Raw genomic sequence first — 25113 nt, forward strand, 5'->3', positions numbered from 1 at the left:
TGGTGTAAATAGGAGAGCAAGCTCATATGACGGTTATGATAAAATAAGAAAGGGGGAGATTTAATGAAGAAAGTTAGTCAGCATATATATGTAAGAACACTAACAGAAAATGATGCAGAATCACTTTTAACATTAGAGCTTGAGAATCGCTCATATTTTCAGGAATTTACACCTTTGGTCAAAGATGATTTCTTCACGTTACCTCGTCAAATTGAACGAATTCAGCGGAGTAGGCAAAGAATTGCACAAGATGAATCTTACATGCATGGTATTTTCTTAAATGAAACCGATGCTTTAATTGGGACGATCTCATTAAGTTCTGTCGTAAGAGGTCCGATAGAAGGTGCTTGGCTTGGGTATGTACTCGATCAAAGGCAGGGCGGAAATGGATATATGACAGAAGCCATTCGTTTAATCATTGACTATGCCTTTTTTGAGTTGAATCTCCATCGTATTGAGACTGGAGTAAAGCCAAGTAATAAAGGTTCCATTCGTGTACTTGAAAAGACAGGTTTTGAAAATGAGGGACTAAATCGTAAAAAAGTAAAGATTAATGGAGTGTGGGAGGATCACTATTTGTTTGCGATCATCCATCCAGATGAGTCCTAGCATGAATATACATAAAAAGCTCCTCCGAGCCGGGGGAGCTTTCATTGTTGGATGGATCATTTGCTTTTTTTTGCAGGAATTTCTTTAACAACAAGATATAAAAAGATAAAGTTAATGACCCAATTTAATAAAAATGAGTTTGCAACAGGCGTGTTTAATGCACTCATGATGGCGAAAAAGACCGTTGTTAATGTGAGTGAATAAGCAGAGAGCTTCCAAAGCATTTGGAAGGACAGCTCTTTTTGCTGCATTCGTTTAATAAATGTACCAAGCATCGCAAGGAATGTTGCGCTGATAAACATGAGAGCCGCAGTTGATAGATATAGCAGTACACAGATGACAGGGATGATAATCGCTTGGTTCTGATTTGTGACGCGGGCGAGTTCATCTTTTGTCAGCGTTCCACCAAGGAGCTGGTATGGAATATCTGTCATTTGTCCATCAATGGCAATCACTGCTTTTTCCTTTAACAAAGCGATAGCCGTTTGCTTTGATTCAAGCTCACTTGCTTTTATTTTTTCAGCAGGATCAAAGATGATCGTGATGCCGTTTTCTTCTTTTTCTATTGGTTCACTTTGATCCGCTTGAAGCTTTCCTTTTTCGATTGAAAAGTCGGGTAAATCTTTTTTGATCACATGCTGAAATCCTGACATCGCATTCGAGATCTCTTGGCTCATATGATACCCCTGAGGAACTGCTGCGATAATTGAGAGGATAAAAATGAATAAAATGGCTTTACCGATCCCTGTAAAACGGGCTTTCGCAATATCTTTTGGTGAATAAATTCCTTTTAACAATAGATTAAATACGTTCAATACCTATTCACTTCCTACATTCTTTTCTATTTCTCATATTGTATCAATGTCTATCCATCAAGTACAAGTATGGCCTTCATTACTGGTTAAGATAGAGGGAATGAGGCATAATGTATACAGCATATAAAAAGGAGGCGGCAGGGTCTTGGACATTCTGTATTGGATACTGATTGGCTGTGCATTTATCATTGCGTTTGTTGGACTGGTTTATCCAATTATCCCGAGTGTGGTCTTTATGGTTCTCGGATTTATTCTATATGGCTTCTTCTTTAGCTTCGAGCCGCTTACCCTGACGTTCTGGCTCATTCAAGCCATGTTTACTGCCGTCTTATTTGCGGCAGACTATGTCTCAAACCTTATTGGGGTAAAGCGCTTTGGCGGCAGCAAGGCAGCTATTTGGGGAAGCACCATTGGGTTATTAGCTGGTCCTTTTGTGATACCCATTGCAGGAATTATTATTGGTCCATTTCTTGGGAGTGTCATTGCAGAGCTACTTGTTCATCAAAAAGATCTGAAAACGAGTGTGAAAGTCGGATTAGGCTCATTAATTGGTTTTGTATCAGGTGTTTTTGCAAAAGGATTGATTCAAGCGCTGATGCTGGGGATCTTTTTATTTTATGTCCTTCGCTAAGTGAAAAAGGGTGTTTAAAACTTTTTCAAAAGGGCTAAATACAAAATAAACACTGAAATGTTTCAGAACATGAGCAATAACGTTGAAACAAGCTGTTTCTTTTGATACTCTTTGAGTAGGGTGAATTGCTGACTTACAGAGGAAGCATTTCAGTACATACATTTTAAGGAGGAATTTAACCATGGCTTTTAAACTTCCAGAATTACCATATGCTTACGATGCATTAGAACCACATATCGACAAGGAAACAATGACGATTCACCACACAAAACACCACAACACATATGTAACAAACTTAAACAAAGCAATCGAAGGTGTATCAGCTCTTGAAGATCAATCAATTGAAGAGCTAGTGGCTAACTTAAACTCAGTGCCTGAAAACATTCGTACAGCTGTACGTAACAATGGCGGAGGACATGCGAACCACTCATTATTCTGGACGCTTCTTTCACCAAACGGTGGCGGCGCACCAACTGGTGAACTTGCAGATGCAATCGAAAAAGAATTAGGCGGATTTGAAAAATTCAAATCTGATTTCGCTGCAGCAGCTGCAGGACGCTTTGGTTCTGGTTGGGCATGGCTTGTTGTGAACAACGGAAAACTTGAAATCACAAGCACGCCAAACCAAGATTCTCCTTTAACTGAAGGAAAAACGCCAATTCTAGGACTAGACGTTTGGGAGCATGCTTACTACCTAAACTACCAAAACCGTCGTCCTGATTACATTTCAGCATTCTGGAATGTTGTGAACTGGGATGAAGTAGCTCGCCTTTACAGCGAAGCTAAATAAATCATTTGATTTGAAAAGACCTGCTCTTTAGAGAAGCAGGTCTTTTTATATTTTCCCTCCTTTTTTTACATATCTGCCTTTTGATGAGACAGACTATTGTGTAGAAAAGGAGAATGAATGGTATGAGCAGATTAAAGAAAATGTTCGGGGACATGGATGTTACAAAAGATTTATTGCTCCTCCTCACGATTGGCGGGTTATACGCACTTGCCATTGCGCTTTCGAATACGTTTGTAAATGTGTACTTATGGAAACAGTCTGGGAAATTCACGGATCTTGCGATTTATAACTTGGCCATTGTGGTGCTTCAGCCCATTACGTTTTTATTCGCTGGCCGGCTCGCAAAAAAAATAGACCGGGCGTTTGTCCTTCGTTTCGGTGTCATCTTTTTAGCCGCTTTTTATTTAATTGTCTTAATGGCAGGAGAACAAGCGGCCGCACGGCTTGTTTTGTTGGGAAGTGTCCTTGGGATCGGCTATGGTTTTTACTGGCTTGCTTTTAACGTACTCACCTTTGAGATCACCGAGCCTGAAACAAGAGACTTCTTTAATGGATTTCTCGGTGTGCTTTCCTCAACTGCCGGCATGATCGGTCCTCTCATTGCGGGGATTGTCATTTCTCAGTTAAAGGATGATACAGGCTACACAGTCATTTTCACATTATCGCTTTTTTTGTTTTCACTAGCGGTTGTGATGAGCTTTTTCCTCAAAAGAAGGCAGTCTAAAGGCAAATTTATGATCAAACAAATTTGGAAAGAACGTCATGCAGACGAGAATTGGCGTAGGATTACAACAGCTCACTTTTTTCAAGGGCTTCGTGAAGGGGTCTTTGTCTTCTTAATCAGTGTCTTTGTGTTTATTGCAACAAACAGTGAGCTTGCTCTCGGGACGTTTGGTTTAGTGAATTCAGGTGTTGCCTTTTTTGCTTATTTCTTCGCTACACGTTTGATTAAGAAAAAGTGGCGGAAGAAGGCCATCATGCTTGGCGGGCTGATTTTATACGGCGCCTTGTTTTTAATCGTTTTCCACTTGTCCTATGTATCACTTCTGATGTATGCGGTAGCCATTGCAATAGGATATCCGCTCCTGCTTGTTCCTTATGTATCCTTAACATATGATGTCATTGGCCATGCAAGGTACGCCAGAAAGGCCCGAATTGAATATATTGTGGTCAGAGAGCTATTTTTAAATGCCGGCCGTATTTGTTCGATTGTTTTGTTCCTGCTGTCTGTCACCTTACTAGGTGATGAGCTCGGAATCCCTGCATCACTTGTTGTGCTCGGAGCGGGACACACTCTTATTTATTACTTTGTAAAAGATATTCATTTGAAAGAAAAAACAGCTGATATGAAAGAGGCTGACGGTCAAAAGCCAGTTTCTCAAACGAACCTTATTAAGGGAGAAAGGTAAAATTTCTTACCTATGGAACATCAAATTTCTAGATAAATGATAGAAAAACCGCTAAAATGATGATGGCACCTTTTATACACAAAAAGGGGTGCCATTTCTTTCTTGATAGAAAAGGTGATGTGATGAGAAACAAGAAAAACAAAAAAGACGCGAAGGAAGGGCGCAAAACACTTCCGATCCGGCTGAATTTATTATTTTTAGCTGCCTTTATTATTTTTACCGGCGTTGTCGTTAGGCTCGGATTTGTGCAAATTGTCAATGGAGAAGATTATAAAAAGCAGGCAGAAAAACAAGAGGATGTGAATGTCAGCTCATCTGCTCCGCGCGGAAAAATTTATGATCGAAACTACAATACGATTGTCAGCAATAAAGCGCTGAATGCCATTACATATACGAGAACCTCGACGACTTCACAAGAAGAGCGGCTCAAAGTGGCATCGAAATTAGCGGATATGATTCATGTGAGTACGAAAAAAATCACAGATCGTGACAAAAAAGATTTCTGGATCTTAACGCATCCGAATGAAGCGAAAAAGCTTGTTCAAAAGGAATCAGAATTAAAGGGTGACGATAAGGTCTCTGATGATAAACTATATGAGCTTCAGCTAAAACGCATCACAGACAAGGAATTAAATCAACTGACGAAAAAAGATTTACAAGTGCTTGCCATTAAAAGGCAGATGGATGGAGGCTATGCACTTACGCCTCAATTTATTAAAAATGAAGATGTAAAGCCAAGCGAAATTGCTTACGTCTCTGAGCATTTGGACGAGCTGCCAGGTGTTGATGTGACGACAGACTGGTCACGCAGCTATCCGTATAAAGGACTGCTCCGCAGTATGCTCGGCAGTGTGTCTTCGAGTGATGAAGGTCTTCCGCAGTCACTTCTTGAGCATTATCTATCACTCGGCTACAGCCGAAATGACCGTGTAGGAAAAAGCTATCTCGAATATCAATATGAAGATGTCCTGCAGGGCCAAAAGGAAAAAGAACAGAGTACAACTGATAAACAGGGCAATGTCACAAGCTCTAAAGTCTTAACAGAAGGTAAGAGCGGGAAAGACCTTGTGCTTACCATTGATATTCAGCTGCAAAAAGCGGTTGAAAAAATTATTGAAAAGAACTTGAAAAGTGCGAAACAAAGAGGGGGAACTGAGCTTCTTGACCGCGCATTTGTTGTCATGATGGATCCGAGAAATGGAGAGGTTCTCTCTGTTGCGGGTAAGCAGATTTCAAACAAAAACGGAAAATACAAATTCGATGACTACGCATTAGGAACGATGACATCCTCATATGCGATGGGATCAGCCGTAAAAGGGGCAACGGTACTGACTGGATATAAAACAGGCGCTATTCATATTGGAAGTACCCAATACGATGAACCTCTCTATATCGCCAATTCACCGCCGAAGAAATCCTATCAAAATATGGGACTTATTAATGATTTAACAGCACTAGAGCGTTCATCAAACGTATATATGTTCAAAACAGCGATCGCCATTGGGAAAAGCGAATATCGTAAAAAGCAGCCGCTCCCAATTGATCCGAAAGCATTTGATACGTTCCGCTACAATTTCAGTAAATTTGGCCTTGGCGTCAAAACCGGTATTGACCTGCCAAACGAAGCAACGGGCTACAGAGGAACGTCTACACAATCGGGGCTCTTACTTGACTATGCGATTGGACAGTATGATACGTTTACACCGCTGCAAATGGCGCAATACGTTTCAACCATTGCAAATGGCGGGTATCGTTTACGTCCGCAGCTTGTCAAAGAAGTGAGAGAGTCAGACCCGCAGCGAGGCATTGGAGCTGTGACGGAATCCGTCAAACCGGATGTATTGAATAAGCTAGACATGACAAGTGATGAGATCAAACGCGTTCAGCAAGGCTTCAAGCTTGTCATGCAGAACCCAAGAGGGACAGCCTATTCAAACTTTGGCAACAAAAAGTATAATCCAGCTGGCAAAACAGGAACCGCTCAATCATTCTATGACGGTCCAATTAAAAGCAAGCGCGGTACATCGACGTATAACACAACTCTTGTTGCGTATGCGCCAGCTGATAATCCAGAAGTGGCTATTTCCGTTGTCGTGCCATGGGTGTATCAAGACTACAACCAGCGCTATCCAATTACAAATGATATTGGTGAACAAGTATTAGATAAGTACTTTGAACTGAAATCAAAACAGGAAAGCAATGATACACAGGCGAAAAACAAAAACAAAATTGAAAATGAAGCAGAAACAAATAACTAGACCTTTCATAGGTAAAAACGCTCACTTTTTGTGGGCGTTTTTTTACGTTTTCTTCAAAAATTCCGATATAAATTGACAAAATTCATAAAAAACGCCGCAATTTCTCTACAAAACTTCGACATTTACAAAACCTTAACATTCCATTTAAACGAAATTAATAAAGAACCTTTAATGTATTACTCGTAGGACAAATTATTCAGGGGGTATTCTTGAAATGAAAAAGAACAAATTATGGCTGCTTACTTTCCTTACTATCGCATTGTTAGCATTCGTCACAGCATGCGGAAACAGCAGCTCAAGCGGAGATTCAAAAGACAGTAAAGGAAATGCTTCAAACAAAGATGAGGCATCAGGTTCCATTACCATCTCAGGATCATCTGCGATGCAGCCTTTAGTTCTTGCGGCAGCAGAAAAATTCATGGATAAACATCCAAAAGCCGATATTCAAGTACAAGCCGGCGGTTCAGGAACAGGACTTTCTCAAGTTTCAGAAGGATCTGTACAAATTGGAAACTCAGATGTATTCGCTGAAGAGAAAGACGGAATCGACGCAAAAGCTTTAAAAGACCACAAAGTAGCAGTTGTTGGAATGGCCGCAGCTGTAAACCCTGAAGTGGGTGTCAAAGACATCACAAAGGACGAATTGAAAAAAATCTTCACTGGTAAAATCAAAAACTGGAAAGAGCTTGGCGGGAAGGACCAAAAAATCACGCTTGTCAACAGACCTGATTCTTCAGGAACACGTGCAACATTTGTGAAATATGCACTTGATGGTGCAACACCTGCAGAAGGAATCACAGAAGATTCTTCAAACACAGTGAAAAAGCTGATTGCAGAAACACCAGGTGCGATTGGATACCTAGCATTCTCTTATTTAACAGATGACAAAATTACACCGCTTAGCATTGATGGTGTGAAACCAGAAGAAAGCAATGTAGAAAGCGGGAAATATACAATTTGGGCATACGAGCACTCTTATACAAAAGGTGAGCCGGAAGGTCTAGCAAAACAATTCTTAGATTACCTTATGAGTGACGAAGTACAAAAAGAAATCGTCAAAGACCAAGGCTACATCTCAGTCTCTAATATGAAAGTAGAAAGAGACGCAACAGGCAAACAATCGGATAAGTAAGAGGTCTTGAATTGCTGATGAAGGAAAAGTGGAGCATTTCACTTTTCCTTTTATGACATTCATAGGAGTGTAGAAAAAGATGAAGCAGATAGAACATACAGAAGCGAGCGATCGGCTGATCAGCTCGAAGAAAAATAGGCAAATGGATGAAGTAAGAGGAAGTATTTTGGTGAAATTCTGCGCATTCTTAATGATTGCAGTATCCATCGCCATCACAATATTCCTTGGCATTAAGGGTTTACAATCTTTCATCGTAAATGGTGTAAGCCCAATTGAGTTCTTAACCAGTATCAATTGGAACCCAACAGCAGAAAACCCGGTGTACGGTGCATTTCCTTTTATCTTTGGATCGATCGCCGTCACGCTTCTATCGGCACTTATTGCAGCGCCGCTAGGCATCGCAGGAGCGATCTTTATGACAGAAATTGCACCTGCATGGGGCCGGAAAATTCTCCAGCCAGTCATCGAATTGCTTGTAGGGATTCCATCCGTTGTTTACGGATTCATAGGTCTTACAGTATTGGTGCCGTTTATCGGACATTTCAAGTCAAGCGGCTCAGGGCACAGCGTGTTAGCAGGAACGATTGTCCTTTCTATTATGATTCTGCCAACCGTTACTTCTATTGCAACTGATGCAATGGCTTCCCTTCCAAAAAGCTTACGTGAGGGATCCTATGCACTTGGCGCTACAAGATGGCAAACGATTAGACGTGTGCTTGTACCGGCAGCTCTTCCAACATTAATGACAGCAGTCGTTCTTGGAATGGCAAGAGCATTTGGTGAAGCCCTTGCCGTTCAGATGGTCATTGGAAACACGCGTAATTTACCAGAGAGCATTATGGATACAGCTGGTACATTAACAACCATTATTACGTTAAACATGGGTCACACAACGTATGGAAGTGTTGAAAACAATACACTTTGGTCAATGGGGCTTGTCCTTCTAGTTGTATCGTTTATGTTCATACTCATTATCAGATACTTGTCGTCTAGGAGGAAGATTTAATGAATAGCAAAATGACCGATCGTTTTGCCACGTTTGTTTTTGGATTATGTGCCGCCATTATTACGGCGATCCTAGTTGGTTTGTTTTCTTATATCATCTTCAACGGTGCAAAAGAATTAAATTTTGACTTTTTGACAACCCGCTCAAGTGCAATTGGCTCTGGCGGCGGTATTAGGGATCAGCTGTTTAACTCGTTTTACATTTTGTTTATAACAATGCTGATCACAGTACCACTTGGTGTCGGCGGCGGAGTGTACATGGCTGAATATGCGCCTCAAAACAAAGTCACTGATTTTATTCGCACATGTATTGAAGTGCTGTCTTCACTTCCTTCTATTGTCATTGGTATGTTTGGTTTACTCATGTTTGTCAATTTAACAGGCTGGGGCTATACGATCATCGGAGGAGCTCTTGCGCTCACGGTGTTTAACCTGCCAGTCATGGTCAGGGTGACAGAAGACGCGCTTCGCTCTGTACCGAAGGATCAAAAGGAAGCATCACTTGCGCTCGGTGTGACGAAATGGCATACAGTGAAGACAGTCCTGATTCCTGGTGCGATTCCTTCTATTATTACCGGTGCGATTTTAGCATCAGGAAGAGTCTTTGGGGAGGCAGCAGCGCTTCTTTTCACAGCAGGTCTCACCACACCGCGTCTTGACTTTACAAACTGGAGTCCATTTTCTGATACGTCACCGCTGAATATTTTTAGACCGGCAGAAACATTAGCCGTTCATATATGGAACGTCAATACACAAGGAATCATTCCAGATGCAGAGGCCATTGCAAATGGTGCATCAGCCGTACTTGTGCTTTCAGTTTTAGTATTCAACTTAGCAGCTAGATGGCTTGGTTCATTTATTCATAAAAAGCTTACGTCAAAATAATGCGAGAGAGGTGTGAAGGGGATATGGTTCAAATGCTAGCAGAAAAAAAAGAGATTGCAGCAAAAAAGGCTCCACTTCAAGCGGAACAGATTTTACAGGTGCAGGATTTAAGCATTTATTATGGTGAAAAAAGAGCGGTCAATCACATTTCATTTGAAATTGAGAAGAACGCAATTACCGCATTAATCGGCCCATCTGGGTGCGGGAAATCAACCTTTTTACGCAGCATTAACCGCATGAACGACTTGATCCCAGGTGCGAGAAGTGAAGGTGCGATCATGTACGAAGGGCTCAATATTTTGGATGACCGCATTAATGTGGTGAATTTACGAAGAGAAATCGGCATGGTTTTCCAAAAACCAAACCCATTTCCTAAATCGATCTACAATAACATTACCCATGCGTTAAAGTATGCGGGTGAAAAAAGAAAATCAGTGCTTGATGATGCGGTAGAGGAAAGCTTAACAAAAGCGGCGCTGTGGGATGAAGTCAAAGATCGTCTGCACCGCTCGGCTTTGTCATTATCCGGCGGTCAGCAGCAGCGCCTTTGTATTGCGCGTACGCTTGCGATGAAGCCCAGCGTTCTTTTGTTAGATGAACCCGCTTCTGCCCTAGACCCGATCTCAAATGCAAAAATTGAAGAGCTATTATCAGAATTGAAAAATGATTATTCGATCGTCATTGTGACACACAACATGCAGCAAGCGTTACGTGTATCTGATCATACGGCCTTTTTCCTGAACGGTGATCTAGTAGAATATGATGCCACTGAACGTATCTTTACACGTCCTGCGCAGCAAAAAACAGAAGACTATATCAATGGTCGATTTGGATAAGGCGGGTGGATTTTGATGAATGCAGTAGCAACTGAAACAGCAAAAAAAGAAGTGTTTCGTGTGAATGATATGAACCTTTGGTACGGACAGCATCACGCACTGAAGCATATTGATTTAGACATTAGAGAGCATGAAGTCACAGCAATTATCGGTCCGTCCGGCTGCGGAAAGTCAACGTTTATTAAGACCTTAAATCTTATGGTCAAAACAGTGCCAGGTGTGAAAATCACCGGAGATATGATGTATAACGGCGACAATATTTTAAAAGGCCGCGTTGATCTAGTGGAACTGCGTAAAAACGTCGGGATGGTCTTTCAAAAAGGAAACCCATTCCCTCAGTCTATCTTTGATAATGTCGTCTACGGACCAAGAATTCACGGCGTGAAGAGCAAGCAGCAATTGAAAGAAATCGCTGAAAAAGCGCTTCGTGATGTTGCCCTTTGGGATGAAGTGAAAGATCGATTAAGTGCACCTGCATTAGGTCTTTCCGGCGGTCAGCAGCAGCGTCTTTGTATCGCAAGAGCTATTGCCACAAGCCCAGACATTTTACTAATGGATGAACCAACATCAGCGCTTGATCCTGTCTCAACATTAAAGATTGAAGAATTGATTATGAAATTAAAAGAGAAATACACGATTGCCATTGTGACGCATAACATGCAGCAAGCGGCGAGGGTATCAGATAGAACAGCCTTCTTTTTAATGGGAGAGCTTGTTGAGGTCAATGATACGAATGTGATGTTCTCTGAGCCAAATGATCAAAGAACAAATGATTATATATCTGGTCGATTTGGTTAATAAAAACCCCCTGGAGGTCAGCGCCGCCAGGGGGTTTTTGTTGTTATTTTGTTAAGGCTTTGACGATTTGTTTAAACGTCATCCCTGTTTTTAAATTGAACTTGCCTGCACGAATTTCTTTATGGTAGCCGGCGTCAATCACGTAATCATTAAAATCTTTAGACGAGTTGATGATTCCGTCCTTTTCAAGCATGTCTGAAACATCACTTGTGCTCATCCCGTTTTTAATAACAAATTTGACCGATTTGCCTTTAGGCTTGTCTGATGTTTCTTTATCATTTTTCGAATCGCCGTCTTCATTTGCCTTCAGTGCTTTTTCTTTATAATCAAGAAGCTGCTGATATGTTTCACGGCTGACAGAGACTTCTTTTTTAGAGTCTAAATAGTTTTTCACGTCGGTGTCTGTTACTTTCGCTGCGAGCGTTTCTTTTGTGGTTGTATCAGCCGCCGCTTCATCTTTTCCAGTGAGGAAAAAAACGATCGCCAGAACACCAGTTGCAAGAATCATACCTGCCGCAAACGTTTGGATGCTTTTTTTCGTCATACAAGCACCTTCTCATTGTCTTTAATGATCATGTTGACCTCATCTACAGATACATGCTCAGCGCGCGCAATGGCCTCAGGAGACATGCCATTTTGATGCTTTGAAATGATTTGTCTTGCGATAGATGGATCAATTTCTGAATGTTTGCGGACGACAATGTTTGTTTCAAGCAATTCTTCTTCAAGAACCTTCATTTTCTTTTTCAGTTTATAGATTTCTTGCATTGCAGATAGTTGAAGCGTTTCAAGTTCCTGCTCGACTTCTTTAATCGGCTCTCTTTGAAAATATGAGAATGCGATCAGTACGATACTGACAACAAGCAATCCGATAATTGCAATTTCCATGTTTCATCACCTTTTATTCATATTTTAATGCTGAAAGCCATAAAAGGCTTTCATGATCGTTTCAGACAGTTTTCGACCCTTCTTTTTTATACCATAAAAAAGCTAGTTTCAAAAGGAATTGCTGAAAAAATCACCTTTTTTTCATCTTTTTTCTTTTTATATGAAAAACGAGTATGAAAATCTTGCTCGCTGTCAAAATAAAAGAGGGTTCCTCATGTATACAGTACGACAAAGATTGAGGTTTTATAGGGGAGCAGGCCATTTTTCATGAAATGACGGTGTGATATGGATCAGAACGCGGACGGGATTGACTGAAATTCAAATTGGTGAAAAAACATTCTAGCATTCCTAAGCTAGAAGTGGTATTATAGTTAGGTCTGAATGTGAATTGATTTTAGTTTGGAGGGAAAAACATGCGCGTAAATATTACTCTAGCTTGCACTGAATGCGGTGAGCGTAACTATATTACTAAAAAGAATAAGCGAAACAATCCAGATCGCGTTGAATTCAAAAAGTATTGCTCACGTGATAAAAAACAAACTTTACATCGTGAAACAAAGTAAGCAGCAGGGAATTTTCCTGCTGTTTTTTTATGATGGGAGATGATCTGTGTGAAAAAAGAGCTTCGTCTTCAAACATTAGCCAAGCTGGACCAGATGAGTGCTGAGGAATTCAAGCGAAGCACCGCTTTACTTCATGAGCACTTGTTTCAACTGTCATCATGGAAACAAGCGAATACGATTGCACTCACCATGTCTAGAGGAAAAGAGGTACCGACAATGCCTCTCATTGAAAAAGCCTGGCAGGAGGGGAAAACAGTATGTGTACCCACCTGTTTTCCGGAAACAAAAGAGATGACGTTTTATGAATATACACCGGAAACGAAAATGATCTCCCGCTACTTTGGGCTAATAGAGCCAGACCCTCTGACGTCGGCCGCTGCATCTAAAGAATCAATCGATTTGATCATTGTGCCTGGTGTGTGCTTCGATCGAAAAGGCTACCGTATCGGATATGGGGGCGGCTATTATGACCGCTACTTAGCTGACTATCACGGCGAAACGCTTGCCCTTTGCTTGACAGTACAGCAAACCGAGCATATTCCGGCTGAAACGCACGACATCCCAGTCTCAATCATGGTCAGTGAGAAAGGTACCATATATCCAAAATAAAAGTCCGCTGCTTATACGTAAGAACGGGCTTTTTGTGTTGAGCGAAGGTGCTTGCTTATGATCAAAAGTCACATGAACGATAGCGATCAACAGTCTTCATTAAAAGGCATTTTAGCTGACGGAGGATATGTTTTGAAAAAATGTCGTGGAAAGAAAAGATACTTCCGTCATATGTGGGAGGAAGTAAATACTTGTGACTTAAAACTTGATCGTGATTCATGGTTTTATTTTTGGCATACGCACCTTGATTTTTTTGGAGTCGGGGAAAATAGTTTAAAAATAAGAAGAGAGCATATCAAAGCTCATATCGCTTGATATCATAGGCTGCTAAAACAGCTTGAAAGCTTTGAAAAGCCATACCAAACTTGGATGTGTATTCACGAACATGACCCTGGTTAAGACGCTGTATATGTTCATACACCAAATCCATACGACAGTTACTTCCCGCATAAGGTGGAGGAGTTAGAGCGGAATTGTAAGCTGCCTCATACTTTCAAGGATTTAATCGACCTTCATCAATTTGATGTTTCTTATGATCAATCAGAGTGCGGAGAGGTCTATTATATTCAATCAAAAGAACAAGGGATTAGATTGTGAAGGCCTGCTTATGAAAGGAACCTTTTAAGCGATAAAAACGATGGTTCATGCATAAACAAATCCTATTTAAGCCACGATACGAACATAGGAGGGAATATGATGAATAAAATGATTTGGAGCATTGTGTTCACACTGTTTGCATTCGTTCTCGTGCAAAATCGTTATCGGCTCATGAATTTGGTTTTAGGGCAAAATCAAGTCCGACACTTTTTGATTAAATGGCTGATGAAAATCCCATATTTTCGGACGAAATTTATTCGCCAAGCATTCTAATCCCGCAAAAGCCGGGATTTTTTTGTTTAGAAATGCGGATAAGAACGATTCTTGCTATAATAATGTAAAAAATGGAGCGCGAATGTATGAATGTCATAGATAGTTTATTTTGGCGAGTTGTTGATGAACTAAGACAAAAAGGATACGAGATGATTCAAAGTCCGTACCCAGAAGATGAAATATTTTTTGAAGCACCACGAAACTCAGGTTATGATCTCATCCGTCTATATAGAAAAGATGTGAATTTCAGGCAGGAGATCGTTCGAGATATCGAGGAGCAAACATATCGGATCAATCAGCTGAGAGAAGCTATGCGTAAACGATCTCTTCATCTCCTGCAGCTGCAATTTACAACTGATGTTCCAGTAGATGATTGGGAAGACCTAAACGGTCAGCCGCAAAAAGAGAATAAGGTGACAGTTACTCCTGTATTACTCAATGCAGACACGCTTCAAAACGATGTAAACGAACTGCAAAAATGGCTGAATACATCGCTTGCAGTAAATGTAGAAGAAGCGAAGAGAGACACAGCTGAGGGTGCAATGCAGCTGAAAAGGAACGTGCTTCAGGCATTTGATGATCAGGAAAAACAGCGAGAACGAGAACGGGCCGTGTTTCAAAATGGCAGACCCATTTTTACCTACTTGCTGATCGCTGTCCAAGTGGTGATGTTTCTTTTACTTGAGCTGTCAGGCGGAAGTACCAATACCGCAACTTTAACAGCATTTGGTGCTAAAAATAATGTGCTGATTTTAGAGGGTGAATGGTGGCGCCTGATTACACCAATGTTTTTACATATTGGCTTGACGCACTTACTCTTTAATACTTTTGCTCTTTGGTCCGTTGGAGCGGCTGTTGAGAGAATTTATGGGTCGGGAAGATTTTTGCTCATCTATTTCATTTCCGGCATATTTGGTTCTATAGCGAGCTTTGTGTTTAATACGGCAATTGCAGCCGGCGCATCTGGCGCGATCTTTGGCTGCTTAGGCGCACTGTTATATTTAGCCATCTCAAACCGAAAGCTTTTCTTTCGGACGATGGGGACAAATATTATTGTCATTATCCTCATCAACCTAGGAATAGGCTTCACTGTATCAGGTATTGATAATGCAGGGCATCTTGGCGGCTTGGTTGGTGGTTTTTTCACGGCATTAGCTGTCCGTCTGCCTAAACAGATCCAGCCTGTCAAAATGCTTCTTGCGAGTGCTGCTTTGCTCTTTATTGGCGGTTTTGGATTGTATACAGGGTTTCATTCTGACGATCAAAAGGAAGCAGCGGCAACAAGTGAGGCAGCAAGTTTATTTGATGAGAAAAAGTATAGCGAAGCAAGTGAACGACTAGAGGAATATGTGCACGATAAAGATGCATCAGCTGAGGCACTTCATATCTATGCACTATCGGAAGCGCAGCAGGGCCAACTTGATAAGGCTATTCAATTTTTACAAAAGTCGCTTGAAAAAGATCCAGATGATCCAAATAAACAGTATCATTTATCGCTTTTATACGTAGAAAAAGGAGAGACAGCGAAAGCAGAGGATCTATTAGCGAAAGCGTTAAAACAAGATCCTCAAAATGATCAATTTTTAAAGCTGAAACAATATATCGAAAATAGTCAAACACGTTGAATGACTTGACTGAAAGCGCATTTATGAATACGCTTATCCTATCTGTTGATGAAAAGAAATGGTGGAAACAATGAAAACGTTATATGATGTACAGCAGCTGCTCATGAGATTTGGAAATTATGTGTATTTCGGAGATCGTGAAGTAGAATTAGAATTTATGGCAGACGAATTGAAGGAAATGTATACATCGGGTATCATTGACCGGACCGAATGGTCAAACGCAATGACGATTCTTCAAATGGAGCTAGCCAAATTAAATCGAAAAACAATGTGAAGGTGGAGGGCATATGACAGGGGATTGGTTTGTAGGTATTGATCTTGGCGGTACGACAATTAAGCTTGCGTTCATTAATCTATATGGTGAAATTCAGCATAAGTGGGAGATTCCTACGGATAAATCCGGGCAGACGATCACAGTCGATATTGCCAAATCAATTGACCATAAACTGGTTGAGATCAGTATGCCGAAATCAGCACTTATTGGGATCGGAATGGGTGCTCCTGGACCTGTAGATAAAGTATCTGGCATCGTCTATAAAACAACGAATCTGGGCTGGACAAACTACCCCTTGAAAGATCACCTAGAGGCAGAGACGGGACTTCCATCTGTCATTGAAAATGATGCGAATATTGCTGCACTCGGTGAAATGTGGAAGGGTGCAGGCGATGGCGCAAAAAATATCCTGATGGTCACACTTGGAACAGGGGTTGGCGGCGGCATCATCGTCAACGGTGAAGTTGTTCAAGGGGAGACAGGTGCTGGCGGAGAAATTGGCCATATTTGTGCCGTTCCATTTCAAGGAGCACCGTGTAACTGCGGAAGAACAGGCTGTATTGAAACGATCGCATCTGCAACTGGCATCGTCCGGATTGCAAAGGATAAATTAGAAACCGAGCAGCATACATCTTCACTTGGCAAGCTCGCTTCGCTATCGGCAAAGAATGTATTTGAAGCGGCAGAAAATGGAGATGATCTTGCAATGCGTGTCGTAGAAGAAGTGACGACACATCTTGGACTTGTCCTAGCGAATCTTGCTAGTGCTTTAAACCCAACAAAAATTGTAATTGGCGGCGGTGTTTCAAAAGCAGGTGAGCTTCTTCGCAGTAAAGTAGAGCGCATTGTGAAACAACATGCTTTCCCGCCTTGCGCTGACGATGTTGAAGTGGTAATTGCATCACTCGGAAACGATGCGGGTGTTATCGGCGGTGCATGGATAGCAAAAACCAAATGGCTGTCTTGAACAAAAAAGTCATAATGATGTCATTTTTATTAAAAAAAGCGATAGATAGGCATGAAATTGGATGTTTAGCATATTCATAAGTTTGTCATGAGGAAAAAGACATTGATTTTCCATCATATACAGGATAAGATATACTTTAGTTATTTTTCTAGAAGCACCAATAATTAGGGTATATCTAGAGCCTGGGTGCGCGCTTAGCATAAGGAGGTTACAATGCGAAAGAATAGATTAAAGGCGATTTCATTTTTACTGATTGCGACATTGCTGATGTGGGTCAAAACCTATGTTATCTATAAATCTAGCTTCAATATTAAAATTGAAAATTTCATGCAGGAGTTTATCCTGTTTATTAATCCGCTTAGCTTTCTCTTGTTTATCTTCGGTATCGGTTTATTTTTCAAAGAAAAAAATCGCAATCGATATATCATCGTGACAAGCTTTATCCTAACATTTGTTTTGTTAGCCAACATTGTGTTTTATCGATTCTATAGTGATTTTCTAACCATCCCCGTCCTATTTCAAACAAACAATATGGGTGACCTCGGGTCCAGTATTACCTCTTTAATTGAACCAGTCGATTTACTGATGTTTGTTGATATTATCATTTTAATTTGGCTCTATAAAAAACAGCCTTCCTTTAGAACAGATGTCACAGTTTCACGAAAAGAACGAGCAGCATATTACTTATTTGTGGCAGCTACATTTTTCTTTAACCTTGGTTTAGCTGAAACAGAAAGACCAGAACTGCTTACTCGCTCATTTGACCGTGAGATGCTGGTGAAAAATATCAGCTTATATAACTTCCATATTTATGACGGGGTATTGCAATCGAAGCAGTCCGCTCAACGAGCCCTTGCTGACAGCAATAGCTTAACTGAAATTGAAAACTATGTAAGCGCAAATCAAACGGACCGTAATGAAAAGACATTTGGTCAAGCAAAAGGACGAAATGTCATTCTTGTATCACTTGAATCTACACAGAGTTTCGTGATCAATGAAAAATTAAACGGGAAAGAAATTACTCCGTTTTTAAACAAATTGATCAAGAAGAGCTATAACTTTACTAATTTTTATCACCAAACAGGTCAAGGGAAAACATCTGATTCAGAGTTTATTGTAGATAATTCTCTTTATCCACTTGGAAGAGGGGCTGTGTTCTTCACAAATCCAAGTAATGAGTATACAGCGACACCTGAGCTGTTAAAGGATGAGGGCTACCACTCTTCTGTTATTCATGCGAATAACAAAAGCTTCTGGAATCGTGACCTTATCTACGATAGCTTTGGCTACGATAAGTTCTTTGATATTAAATCATTTGATGTGAATGAAGAAAACTCAGTTGGCTGGGGACTGAAAGATGGTCCGTTCTTTGAGCAGTCCGCTGAATTAATGAAATCGATCCCGCAGCCTTTCTATACGAGATTGATTACATTAACGAACCATTTCCCTTTTGATTTAGACGAAGAAGATAAGCTCATTGATGAATATGATTCAAAGAGCAAAACACTGAACAAGTACTTCCCTACAGTGCGTTATCAAGATGAAGCCCTTAAGCTTTTCTTTAAAAAGATGAAGGAAGCTGGGTTATACGATAACTCCATTTTTGTTTTGTATGGGGATCACTACGGAATTTCTGAAAACCATAACGAAGCCATGGGACAATTCTTAAATAAAGAGATTACGCCATTTGAAGAAGTGCAGCTTCAAAAAGTCCCGTTTGTTGTACACATTCCAGGGGTAACGGATCAACATCCAAAAGAAATTGATACGGTAGGCGGTCAGGTCGATATCCGTCCAACTGTACTCAATCTTCTAGGGATTGATACAAGTAAACAAATTCAATTTGGTCATGACCTTTTATCAAAAGATAAGAATGACTTTACAGTACTCCGTGATGGAAGCTTTATAACGAAGGACAGCATTTTTACAGATGGTGTTTGCTACAATAAAGAGACAGGCGAGCCAGCAGAAGATAAAAATGTGTGTCAGTCTTATGAAGAGAAAGCGAAGCAGGAGCTTCAATTCTCTGATCAAATCATCTACGGAGATCTCCTTAGATTTTATGATCGAAACAGCCCGGACCATTCACCATCCAAAAAAGAAGGTGAAACGGAGCTGAAAAAGGCGTCCTAATAGATGAAAAAACCTCTGCTATTTTAGAAGCAGAGGTTTTCTTTTTTTGTCTGACGGCTCATATAGTATGAGAGGAGGGATGTAAATGAAGACAACGTCGTTTGGAAAAATTGAATGGCAGCTGGATGAAGCAGGGAGGGATGCTGTGGCAAAGCAGCTTGGTATTGGCAAAGCTGCTTTTCATTTATCTAATCATACAAGCACTGATAACCTTCTTTTGCCGGGATATAGACTTCCAGAAGGAGTCCATGTATTTAATTCTATTGGTGATGTGCAGAGATTTATTGCACCTTACAGACTGCAGCAATCCGATGATTGGATTAATGGAACATTTGAATATGATAGCGCTCAATTAGAAGAAGAGCTGAGCCGCTTGAAAGCCGTATTTCCTTTTCTTCATATTAGCGTCATTGGCCATTCAGTGCTTGATACACCTATTTATGAGATCCGAACAGAGCCTGTTCAGCATTTACATTCTATTCATCTCAATGCCTCATTTCATGCAAATGAATGGATCACGACGTCTGTTTTATTAAAATGGTTGAAATCGCTTTGCTTAGCAGCGTCTGACCCGGTGCAGGCAAGACATTATGAAGCGGTTCATATCCTGCAGACCACCGCTTTATCCATCGTGCCAATGGTCAATCCAGATGGAGTGGATTTGGTTCGTAATGGACCGGAGTCACTAGGTCTTCATCGTGAAGAATTCACACTGCTAAACGATGGATATTCCGATTACCGGGAATGGAAAGCAAATATTCGAGGGGTGGATTTAAACAATCAATTTCCTGCTTATTGGGAGATCGAGTACTATCGTCATCAGTCGAAGGCACCGTCCTACCGGGATTATCCAGGGCGCGAGCCATTAACAGAACCAGAAGCGAAAGCGATGGCAAATCTTGCGTTGCGAAAACGATTTGACCGGCTGATCGCCCTTCATACACAAGGAGAAGAGATCTATTGGGGGTTTCTTGGCCATGAGCCAGCCATCTCAAAAGAAACGGTCAAACGATTCGAACTAGTAAGCGGCTACAAACCGATCCAATATCTCGACAGCTATGCAGGCTATCGCGATTGGTTTATTTATCAATTTCATAGTGAGGGCTATACAGTCGAGCTTGGTCTAGGGAAAAATCCTCTTTCCATAGATCAATTTGATTCGATCTATGAAAAAACAAAGCGGCTTTTGTGGGAAGCGTGTAAGTGTTAAAAGCACCTGTCTGGTGCTTTTTCATATTTTGAGAAACAATCAATTGCTTATGGTCAATAAAAACAATGTTGAAGCAATTGACGAAGGCCTCCTTGTAAGCTATTGTGAAAGATATGGATGTAAAAAAAAGGATATGATTTAGGGAGATGTCGACTATTGAGTGCTCAAAGCCTGTGGAAAAGAAATTTTACTTATTTATTTGTTTCTAAAATGTGCAAAATTACGGCTGATAGTTTATCTTTCAACACCATCTTGTGGCTTTTAGTACTAGGAGGGAAAGGGGCCATAGGGACAGCTTTTTTTATTGCAGTCAGCTTTGTTCCTCAAGCGATTGTTGGACCATTTATTACGCCTATGATGAAGCCGCATCAATTGAAATTTTGGATGTGTTTTGCTGATTTAACACGAGGAGCAATTATCCTTGTGATCGTGGTTAGTTACTTTTATGGTTTCACACCATTAGTCCTCATCATTGGCTGTATGCTGCTGCATTCGGCGACAGGAGGCTCCTATGAACCGGCATCTGTATCGATTATTCCAAAGCTTGTCCATGAGGACCTCATACAAAAAGCGAATGCAACGATCCAATCAGCAAGTCATGTAGTAAGACTTGTGACGGTCACGATTTGTGGTGTCATGATTGCATTTGTAGGTGTAGGTTATACAATGCTTGTGATCATTCCTCTTTACCTTTTGTCCGCTTTATTGGTGTTCATGATTTCATATCAAACAGAAGCCATCATCGATAAAGCCAAAAAAGGGTTATCTTACGGCAAAAGATTAATTCGAGGTTTTTCACTTGTTAGAAGCCACCATATTTTGTTTCCATTAGCGATTTTTTGTGTCTGCTCAAACTTTGCTGCGGCACCATGGGAAGCATTGTCTGTTATTTATTTAACGGAAGACTTACATAGTGGACCGGTCGTCTATTCATTCATCAAAGTCACAACCGCACTAGGGGCATTTTTGATGGGGTTTGTTTTGACAAAGATAAAAGTGAATCGGTATGGATTGCTGTTTATAGGTGCTGGGATTGTTGATGGAATCGCCTTCTTTATCACAGGTATGAACGCATTGTTACCACTTGTGTTTATATCAGCTTTTGCTTTAGGAGCAGCCATTAGTGCAGTTAACGTACCCGAACATACGATGATTCAATTGTCAGTAAAGGCAGAGGATCAGCCGCAAGTGTATGCGATCATCAACATGATTTCCTACTTGATGATTCCGTTAGGCGCCCTCATTGGCGGTTATATGGCAACCCTGTTTGGGTCTGGGTATGTCATTGCGGCCGGCGGCATCATTGAAGCTGTTTCAGGTATATGCCTGCTTCTGTTTACAAAGATCGGGAAGGTAGAGAGAGCAGATTTGACGATAGAACGAGACAAACCTGCCGTAAACGCAACGTAAGCATGGCATGATTGAATGAGGATAGGTTACAATGAGGACGAGAAAACATGAGAATTTAATTGAAAGGGGAAAAATTATGGCTATAGCAGACGTCACCATCATTCCAATAGGCACTGAAACACCAAGTGTCAGTGCTTACGTAGCAGATGTACAAAGAATTTTAGAAGGCTTTCAACAAGAAGGGAAAATCAAATATCAATTAACACCGATGAATACGTTAATTGAAGGCGAATTATCCGTTTTATTTGAGGTCATTCAGCGAATTCATGAAGCCCCTTTTGAGAAGGGATTGCACCGAGTAGCGACCAATATTCGCATCGATGACAGACGGGATCAAACCACAACACTTACAAGCAAATTAGAAAGCGTGAATAAGCATTTAAATCCATAAAAAAAGCCTGCTATAAGCAGGCTTTTAATGTGCAGTTGGATAACCGCTATAGATGATGGTCATGACAGTGAACCATCCAAAAACCAAAAATGTAGCGCCTGCAAAAGCGATGGCAAGTACGTTCACTTTTTTTAGTGAGCGATAGATGCCGAGCGCAGCTAAAATCGTGACTAGACCAAAAATAATGACGAGCATCATGTGAAAGTCCCCCTTTGTCATCAATCCCCTTGATTTCCTTTCTTTTCATTTTAACCGTTTTCATAAAGCTTGTCGAGTAGATTCCAGTTGACGATTGTTTGAATTTTTATTGAATAGCCTTCATAATAAAAAAGAATGAATAAAGTAGGTGATGAAAATGAATTGGAGAAGAATGCCACTAGGCTATGTACAAGCGAACGCATATATTTGGAAAAATGAGCAGGGAGAGTGCTTAATTTTTGATCCAGGCGGTGAAGCGCAAAAGCTGATTGCTTATGTAAAAGAAAAACAGCTCACACCGCTTGCTGTCTTATTGACACATGCTCATTTTGATCATATTGGCGCGGCAGATGAGGTGCGCGAAGAGTGGGGAGTGCCGCTGTATGTACACGAAAATGAAAAAGAATGGCTCACGAATGCTGAATTAAACGGTTCAGCTCGATTGATTGGGAATGGAATTACGGTCAAAGAAGCTGAAAAATTGATTACGTCAGAAGGAACGCTTCAAATTGGATCTTTTACATTAGAAATGTTCCATACACCAGGGCATTCACCAGGCAGTGTGTCTTACTATTCGGCGGAAGAGGGCTTTGTTATTTCTGGTGACACGCTATTTGAAGGCGGCATCGGGAGAACAGATTTAGTAGGCGGCAGTCAGGAAGTGCTGCTACAATCAATCCATCATAAATTATTGTCATTGCCAGAATCAACTCTTGTTTTAAGCGGACATGGCAGGGAAACGACTGTGCTGACGGAGCAGGAGCAAAATCCGTTTATTAATGGATTTTCTCTTTAATTGCAGGCATGAAAAAGCATCTCTTCTAAAGAGATGCTTTTTTCAATTAATGTCCGGTACCGGGAACCATGATGAAAATCGAATAATATGTAAATCCGGCAAAGAAAATCGTCAAGTACGCTCCGAAAATGTAAATATACATTCTTTCGGATAAATTCAAGTAGGATAAAAATACAAAAAGAACGGTTTGACCGAAGAACAGCAGCGATGCATCTTTCATATGTCCTAAATAGAACATGACAGCAAAAATACCCGTCCAAAAGCCAAGCACGCGGAACATGCGATTCATTTCTTTCCCTCCCCTTAAAAACCCCTTTGATTCATATTATAGCTGATCATCACTTGTTATGTAAACATTTACATTTTTGACATCATGTGAACAATTTATTTTGAATGTAGAAAAAATTTTTTTGAAAAAATGATGAAAAAGTGTTTATGCCGAAAAACATGAGGGTACTTACTCCATAAGAGAAAAGGTTAACGACCTAAGGAGGAAGACTAATGAGTGACATTACTTTTTATTCATACCCGAGCTGCACGTCTTGCCGCAAAACAAAACATTGGTTAAAGGCGAATCAAATTGATTTTAAAGAGCGTCACCTTTTCAGAGAAACGCCAACACTAGATGAATTAAAAAAGATTCTTTCTTTAACAACAGAAGGAATGGATGAAATTTTAGCCACACGAAGTCAGGCTTTTAAAAGCTTAAATTTAAATATTAATGACTTAAAAGTAAACGAGGTTTTGCAGCTTCTCATTGAAAAACCAAAGCTGCTCCGGAGACCAATCATTATTGATGGAAATAAATTGGTAGTAGGTTATAATCCAGGAGAACTCATGAAAATATCAAAAAAGAAAGCGATTCATCAATCAGTTTCCTAATAAAAAACGAAGATCAGCTGAAACATGCTTCAGCCGTCTTCGTTTTTGTGCTGAACTGGGCTAGCTGGGTTCGAACCAACGATCACGGAGTCAAAGTCCATTGCCTTACCACTTGGCTATAGCCCAATATCAAACGTGTAATGATATTGTTCACCATCTGCGGTCATTTATACATAAAAGTTGTATGTCACGAGTTTTAGTGAAAAAGGAGCGAAAGAAATAAATGAAAAATGAAAAATCAAAGCAATTATACGAATTTATCCTAAAAGAAGCCCCTGTCATGACCGAAGAATGGCTAAAAACAAGAACAGAAGAAGGCTCATTATATTCTAAACATGCTTCAGAGGAAACGGAAAAGAAGCTGAAGGAACAGAACACAGCGTTTATTCAAACCATTGCAGCCACGCTTGTGACACTGTCTGACAAAGTAGAAAACCATTTGAAAAAGTGGTCTGTTGATATTGCACGTGATCGAGCAGTGCACGAGGTGCCGTTATATGAAATCATTGGACAATTTAAGATCTTCCGCCACATTTTCTGTTCGAGAATTGAGACATTCACCCAAGAAACAGAGCTTGAAGTGACGCTGCAAGATGTGTGTCAGTGGAATCAGCACTTTCACGCCACATTTGATGACATGATTGAGCGCTTATCAGAAGAATATGACCGCGTGACAATCAGTCAGCTGAATGCACAAAGAGAGATGATTCAAGAACTGAGTGCACCTGTTATTCCAGTATCAAAGGAAATTGGGATTTTGCCGCTGATTGGAGAGATCGATACGTACCGGGCCAAAATCATTCTGGAATCCGTACTAGAACAGGCTTCAAGATTGCGTCTAACGCACTTATTTATTGATATTTCTGGTGTTCCCGTTGTTGATACGATGGTGGCCTATCAGCTGTTTAAAGTGGTCGATAGTGCGAAGCTGCTAGGAATTGAGACGATTATTTCAGGCATCCGCCCAGAGATCGCTCAAACTGTAGTGAAACTGGGCATTGATTTCTCAAAAGTAAATACTGAGCATAGCCTTGCAAAAGCGTTAGAAAAAAGAGGATTTCGTATCTTTGAAGAGCAGCCGCAAGAAGCCACATCATGACCAAAAAACCTGTACTTGTAAAAGTCAGGT

At 40.7% G+C, this 25113-nt stretch carries 29 protein-coding genes and 1 tRNA gene; 24 read left to right on the top strand and 6 right to left on the bottom strand.

Annotation, left to right across the window (positions count from 1 at the left end; all coding sequences use genetic code 11):
* Nucleotides 1–63 precede the first annotated feature (63 nt).
* The gene (locus AWT60_RS14335) at nucleotides 64–609 is read left to right on the top strand and encodes a GNAT family N-acetyltransferase (protein ID WP_218677392.1); all 546 of its coding nucleotides are present in this window, start codon (nucleotides 64–66) and stop codon (nucleotides 607–609) included.
* Nucleotides 610–665: 56 nt separating this feature from the next.
* On the opposite strand, the gene AWT60_RS14340 is transcribed toward AWT60_RS14335, so the two are convergent.
* Complete coding sequence (locus AWT60_RS14340) at nucleotides 666–1424, bottom strand: DUF1189 domain-containing protein (RefSeq protein WP_025092961.1); 759 nt, start codon at nucleotides 1422–1424, stop codon at nucleotides 666–668.
* 145 nt (nucleotides 1425–1569) lie between these two features.
* Between AWT60_RS14340 and AWT60_RS14345 the strand changes: the two genes are divergently transcribed.
* The 9 genes from AWT60_RS14345 (at nucleotide 1570) to pstB (AWT60_RS14385) (ending at nucleotide 11168) form a co-directional block, all read left to right on the top strand.
* The gene (locus AWT60_RS14345; RefSeq protein ID WP_024427974.1) at nucleotides 1570–2055 is read left to right on the top strand and encodes a DUF456 domain-containing protein; all 486 of its coding nucleotides are present in this window, start codon (nucleotides 1570–1572) and stop codon (nucleotides 2053–2055) included.
* A gap of 181 nt (nucleotides 2056–2236) precedes the next feature.
* A complete protein-coding gene (sodA, locus tag AWT60_RS14350; RefSeq protein ID WP_007501264.1) occupies nucleotides 2237–2845 on the top strand; it encodes a superoxide dismutase SodA in 609 nt (202 codons plus the stop codon).
* Between the two features lie 122 nt (nucleotides 2846–2967).
* The gene (locus tag AWT60_RS14355; protein ID WP_041106889.1) at nucleotides 2968–4254 is read left to right on the top strand and encodes an MFS transporter; all 1287 of its coding nucleotides are present in this window, start codon (nucleotides 2968–2970) and stop codon (nucleotides 4252–4254) included.
* Nucleotides 4255–4376: 122 nt separating this feature from the next.
* On the top strand, nucleotides 4377–6512 hold the full coding sequence (locus AWT60_RS14360) for a peptidoglycan D,D-transpeptidase FtsI family protein (protein WP_041106887.1): 2136 nt from the start codon (nucleotides 4377–4379) through the stop codon (nucleotides 6510–6512).
* A 214-nt stretch (nucleotides 6513–6726) separates the two neighbouring features.
* Nucleotides 6727–7644: a phosphate ABC transporter substrate-binding protein gene (locus tag AWT60_RS14365; protein ID WP_075623509.1), complete on the top strand. Its 918-nt coding sequence runs from the start codon at nucleotides 6727–6729 to the stop codon at nucleotides 7642–7644.
* Nucleotides 7645–7723: 79 nt separating this feature from the next.
* Nucleotides 7724–8650, top strand: a complete 927-nt coding sequence (gene pstC, locus AWT60_RS14370) for a phosphate ABC transporter permease subunit PstC (protein WP_218677393.1) — start codon at nucleotides 7724–7726, stop codon at nucleotides 8648–8650.
* Entirely contained in the window at nucleotides 8650–9534 is an 885-nt protein-coding gene (gene pstA, locus AWT60_RS14375) for a phosphate ABC transporter permease PstA (RefSeq protein ID WP_025092964.1), read from the top strand. Before pstC ends, pstA begins: the two co-directional genes overlap by 1 nt.
* A 23-nt stretch (nucleotides 9535–9557) precedes the next feature.
* Nucleotides 9558–10370 (top strand): phosphate ABC transporter ATP-binding protein PstB, encoded by an 813-nt coding sequence (pstB, locus tag AWT60_RS14380; RefSeq protein WP_034280171.1) that lies wholly within the window; start codon nucleotides 9558–9560, stop codon nucleotides 10368–10370.
* Between the two features lie 15 nt (nucleotides 10371–10385).
* Nucleotides 10386–11168, top strand: coding sequence for a phosphate ABC transporter ATP-binding protein PstB (pstB, locus tag AWT60_RS14385; protein WP_041106885.1), 783 nt, complete (start codon nucleotides 10386–10388; stop codon nucleotides 11166–11168).
* Nucleotides 11169–11211: 43 nt separating this feature from the next.
* On the opposite strand, the gene AWT60_RS14390 is transcribed toward pstB (AWT60_RS14385), so the two are convergent.
* Together AWT60_RS14390 and AWT60_RS14395 are read right to left on the bottom strand one after the other, a co-directional pair.
* Complete coding sequence (locus AWT60_RS14390) at nucleotides 11212–11712, bottom strand: endolytic transglycosylase MltG (protein WP_024422990.1); 501 nt, start codon at nucleotides 11710–11712, stop codon at nucleotides 11212–11214.
* A complete protein-coding gene (locus AWT60_RS14395; protein ID WP_024422989.1) occupies nucleotides 11709–12056 on the bottom strand; it encodes a hypothetical protein in 348 nt (115 codons plus the stop codon). Before AWT60_RS14395 ends, AWT60_RS14390 begins: the two co-directional genes overlap by 4 nt.
* 413 nt (nucleotides 12057–12469) lie before the next feature.
* Between AWT60_RS14395 and rpmG the strand changes: the two genes are divergently transcribed.
* The 11 genes from rpmG to AWT60_RS14450 all read left to right on the top strand — a co-directional run bounded on the left by rpmG (nucleotide 12470) and on the right by AWT60_RS14450 (nucleotide 22108).
* Entirely contained in the window at nucleotides 12470–12619 is a 150-nt protein-coding gene (gene rpmG / locus AWT60_RS14400) for a 50S ribosomal protein L33 (RefSeq protein WP_008360061.1), read from the top strand.
* 48 nt (nucleotides 12620–12667) lie between these two features.
* Nucleotides 12668–13228: a 5-formyltetrahydrofolate cyclo-ligase gene (locus AWT60_RS14405; protein ID WP_041106883.1), complete on the top strand. Its 561-nt coding sequence runs from the start codon at nucleotides 12668–12670 to the stop codon at nucleotides 13226–13228.
* Between the two features lie 57 nt (nucleotides 13229–13285).
* A complete protein-coding gene (locus AWT60_RS18560; RefSeq protein ID WP_241770461.1) occupies nucleotides 13286–13543 on the top strand; it encodes a hypothetical protein in 258 nt (85 codons plus the stop codon).
* 381 nt (nucleotides 13544–13924) lie between these two features.
* Entirely contained in the window at nucleotides 13925–14098 is a 174-nt protein-coding gene (locus tag AWT60_RS14415; RefSeq protein WP_162176177.1) for a hypothetical protein, read from the top strand.
* Nucleotides 14099–14184: 86 nt separating this feature from the next.
* Nucleotides 14185–15723: a rhomboid family intramembrane serine protease gene (locus tag AWT60_RS14420; protein ID WP_218677394.1), complete on the top strand. Its 1539-nt coding sequence runs from the start codon at nucleotides 14185–14187 to the stop codon at nucleotides 15721–15723.
* Between the two features lie 70 nt (nucleotides 15724–15793).
* A complete protein-coding gene (locus tag AWT60_RS14425) occupies nucleotides 15794–15997 on the top strand; it encodes a YqgQ family protein (protein WP_008342322.1) in 204 nt (67 codons plus the stop codon).
* A gap of 13 nt (nucleotides 15998–16010) precedes the next feature.
* The gene (locus AWT60_RS14430; RefSeq protein ID WP_218677395.1) at nucleotides 16011–16964 is read left to right on the top strand and encodes an ROK family glucokinase; all 954 of its coding nucleotides are present in this window, start codon (nucleotides 16011–16013) and stop codon (nucleotides 16962–16964) included.
* Between the two features lie 213 nt (nucleotides 16965–17177).
* On the top strand, nucleotides 17178–19097 hold the full coding sequence (locus AWT60_RS14435) for an LTA synthase family protein (RefSeq protein WP_218677396.1): 1920 nt from the start codon (nucleotides 17178–17180) through the stop codon (nucleotides 19095–19097).
* An 85-nt stretch (nucleotides 19098–19182) separates the two neighbouring features.
* Complete coding sequence (locus AWT60_RS14440) at nucleotides 19183–20307, top strand: M14 family metallopeptidase (protein ID WP_218677397.1); 1125 nt, start codon at nucleotides 19183–19185, stop codon at nucleotides 20305–20307.
* Between the two features lie 156 nt (nucleotides 20308–20463).
* Nucleotides 20464–21717 carry an MFS transporter gene (locus AWT60_RS14445; protein ID WP_163114805.1) on the top strand — a complete coding sequence of 418 codons (1254 nt, stop codon included), beginning with the start codon at nucleotides 20464–20466 and terminating at the stop codon, nucleotides 21715–21717.
* A 76-nt stretch (nucleotides 21718–21793) separates the two neighbouring features.
* Nucleotides 21794–22108, top strand: a complete 315-nt coding sequence (locus AWT60_RS14450; protein WP_076841038.1) for an MTH1187 family thiamine-binding protein — start codon at nucleotides 21794–21796, stop codon at nucleotides 22106–22108.
* Between the two features lie 24 nt (nucleotides 22109–22132).
* Here the strand turns inward: AWT60_RS14450 and AWT60_RS14455 are convergent, their stop codons facing one another.
* Nucleotides 22133–22306 (bottom strand): DUF2759 domain-containing protein, encoded by a 174-nt coding sequence (locus AWT60_RS14455; protein WP_003217333.1) that lies wholly within the window; start codon nucleotides 22304–22306, stop codon nucleotides 22133–22135.
* A 157-nt stretch (nucleotides 22307–22463) separates the two neighbouring features.
* On the opposite strand from AWT60_RS14455, the gene AWT60_RS14460 reads away from it, so the two are divergent.
* Nucleotides 22464–23102, top strand: a complete 639-nt coding sequence (locus AWT60_RS14460; protein ID WP_076840972.1) for an MBL fold metallo-hydrolase — start codon at nucleotides 22464–22466, stop codon at nucleotides 23100–23102.
* Nucleotides 23103–23148: 46 nt separating this feature from the next.
* Here the strand turns inward: AWT60_RS14460 and AWT60_RS14465 are convergent, their stop codons facing one another.
* Nucleotides 23149–23391 (bottom strand): DUF2626 domain-containing protein, encoded by a 243-nt coding sequence (locus tag AWT60_RS14465; RefSeq protein ID WP_003217440.1) that lies wholly within the window; start codon nucleotides 23389–23391, stop codon nucleotides 23149–23151.
* Nucleotides 23392–23603: 212 nt separating this feature from the next.
* Here AWT60_RS14465 and AWT60_RS14470 point away from each other — a divergent pair, with 212 nt between their 5' ends.
* Entirely contained in the window at nucleotides 23604–23984 is a 381-nt protein-coding gene (locus tag AWT60_RS14470; protein ID WP_007501232.1) for a Spx/MgsR family RNA polymerase-binding regulatory protein, read from the top strand.
* A gap of 55 nt (nucleotides 23985–24039) precedes the next feature.
* Here AWT60_RS14470 and AWT60_RS14475 read toward each other — a convergent pair.
* Nucleotides 24040–24110: transfer RNA gene (locus AWT60_RS14475), tRNA-Gln, on the bottom strand.
* Nucleotides 24111–24207: 97 nt separating this feature from the next.
* On the opposite strand from AWT60_RS14475, the gene AWT60_RS14480 reads away from it, so the two are divergent.
* Nucleotides 24208–25083 carry an STAS domain-containing protein gene (locus tag AWT60_RS14480; protein ID WP_056767330.1) on the top strand — a complete coding sequence of 292 codons (876 nt, stop codon included), beginning with the start codon at nucleotides 24208–24210 and terminating at the stop codon, nucleotides 25081–25083.
* The last annotated feature ends 30 nt before the right edge of the window (nucleotides 25084–25113 follow it).

The sequence above is a fragment of the Bacillus sp. F2HM genome, assembly GCF_019266135.1.
GTDB lineage: Bacteria > Bacillota > Bacilli > Bacillales > Bacillaceae > Bacillus > Bacillus safensis.

Excerpts from the sequence above, each read along its gene's own strand:
- AWT60_RS18560 (WP_241770461.1), top strand. The coding sequence starts at position 13,286 with ATGATCAAAAGTCACATGAACGATAGCGATCAACAGTCTTCATTAAAA.
- AWT60_RS14390 (WP_024422990.1), bottom strand. The coding sequence starts at position 11,712 with ATGACGAAAAAAAGCATCCAAACGTTTGCGGCAGGTATGATTCTTGCA.
- AWT60_RS14480 (WP_056767330.1), top strand. The coding sequence starts at position 24,208 with ATGAAAAATGAAAAATCAAAGCAATTATACGAATTTATCCTAAAAGAA.
- AWT60_RS14360 (WP_041106887.1), top strand. The coding sequence starts at position 4,377 with ATGAGAAACAAGAAAAACAAAAAAGACGCGAAGGAAGGGCGCAAAACA.
- AWT60_RS14465 (WP_003217440.1), bottom strand. The coding sequence starts at position 23,391 with ATGAATCGCATGTTCCGCGTGCTTGGCTTTTGGACGGGTATTTTTGCT.
- rpmG (WP_008360061.1), top strand. The coding sequence starts at position 12,470 with ATGCGCGTAAATATTACTCTAGCTTGCACTGAATGCGGTGAGCGTAAC.
- AWT60_RS14460 (WP_076840972.1), top strand. The coding sequence starts at position 22,464 with ATGAATTGGAGAAGAATGCCACTAGGCTATGTACAAGCGAACGCATAT.
- AWT60_RS14470 (WP_007501232.1), top strand. The coding sequence starts at position 23,604 with ATGAGTGACATTACTTTTTATTCATACCCGAGCTGCACGTCTTGCCGC.
- AWT60_RS14455 (WP_003217333.1), bottom strand. The coding sequence starts at position 22,306 with ATGATGCTCGTCATTATTTTTGGTCTAGTCACGATTTTAGCTGCGCTC.
- AWT60_RS14355 (WP_041106889.1), top strand. The coding sequence starts at position 2,968 with ATGAGCAGATTAAAGAAAATGTTCGGGGACATGGATGTTACAAAAGAT.
- pstA (WP_025092964.1), top strand. The coding sequence starts at position 8,650 with ATGAATAGCAAAATGACCGATCGTTTTGCCACGTTTGTTTTTGGATTA.
- pstC (WP_218677393.1), top strand. The coding sequence starts at position 7,724 with ATGAAGCAGATAGAACATACAGAAGCGAGCGATCGGCTGATCAGCTCG.
- AWT60_RS14395 (WP_024422989.1), bottom strand. The coding sequence starts at position 12,056 with ATGGAAATTGCAATTATCGGATTGCTTGTTGTCAGTATCGTACTGATC.
- AWT60_RS14415 (WP_162176177.1), top strand. The coding sequence starts at position 13,925 with ATGAATAAAATGATTTGGAGCATTGTGTTCACACTGTTTGCATTCGTT.
- pstB (WP_034280171.1), top strand. The coding sequence starts at position 9,558 with ATGGTTCAAATGCTAGCAGAAAAAAAAGAGATTGCAGCAAAAAAGGCT.
- AWT60_RS14420 (WP_218677394.1), top strand. The coding sequence starts at position 14,185 with ATGAATGTCATAGATAGTTTATTTTGGCGAGTTGTTGATGAACTAAGA.
- AWT60_RS14425 (WP_008342322.1), top strand. The coding sequence starts at position 15,794 with ATGAAAACGTTATATGATGTACAGCAGCTGCTCATGAGATTTGGAAAT.
- AWT60_RS14440 (WP_218677397.1), top strand. The coding sequence starts at position 19,183 with ATGAAGACAACGTCGTTTGGAAAAATTGAATGGCAGCTGGATGAAGCA.
- sodA (WP_007501264.1), top strand. The coding sequence starts at position 2,237 with ATGGCTTTTAAACTTCCAGAATTACCATATGCTTACGATGCATTAGAA.
- AWT60_RS14335 (WP_218677392.1), top strand. The coding sequence starts at position 64 with ATGAAGAAAGTTAGTCAGCATATATATGTAAGAACACTAACAGAAAAT.
- pstB (WP_041106885.1), top strand. The coding sequence starts at position 10,386 with ATGAATGCAGTAGCAACTGAAACAGCAAAAAAAGAAGTGTTTCGTGTG.
- AWT60_RS14430 (WP_218677395.1), top strand. The coding sequence starts at position 16,011 with ATGACAGGGGATTGGTTTGTAGGTATTGATCTTGGCGGTACGACAATT.
- AWT60_RS14435 (WP_218677396.1), top strand. The coding sequence starts at position 17,178 with ATGCGAAAGAATAGATTAAAGGCGATTTCATTTTTACTGATTGCGACA.
- AWT60_RS14450 (WP_076841038.1), top strand. The coding sequence starts at position 21,794 with ATGGCTATAGCAGACGTCACCATCATTCCAATAGGCACTGAAACACCA.
- AWT60_RS14365 (WP_075623509.1), top strand. The coding sequence starts at position 6,727 with ATGAAAAAGAACAAATTATGGCTGCTTACTTTCCTTACTATCGCATTG.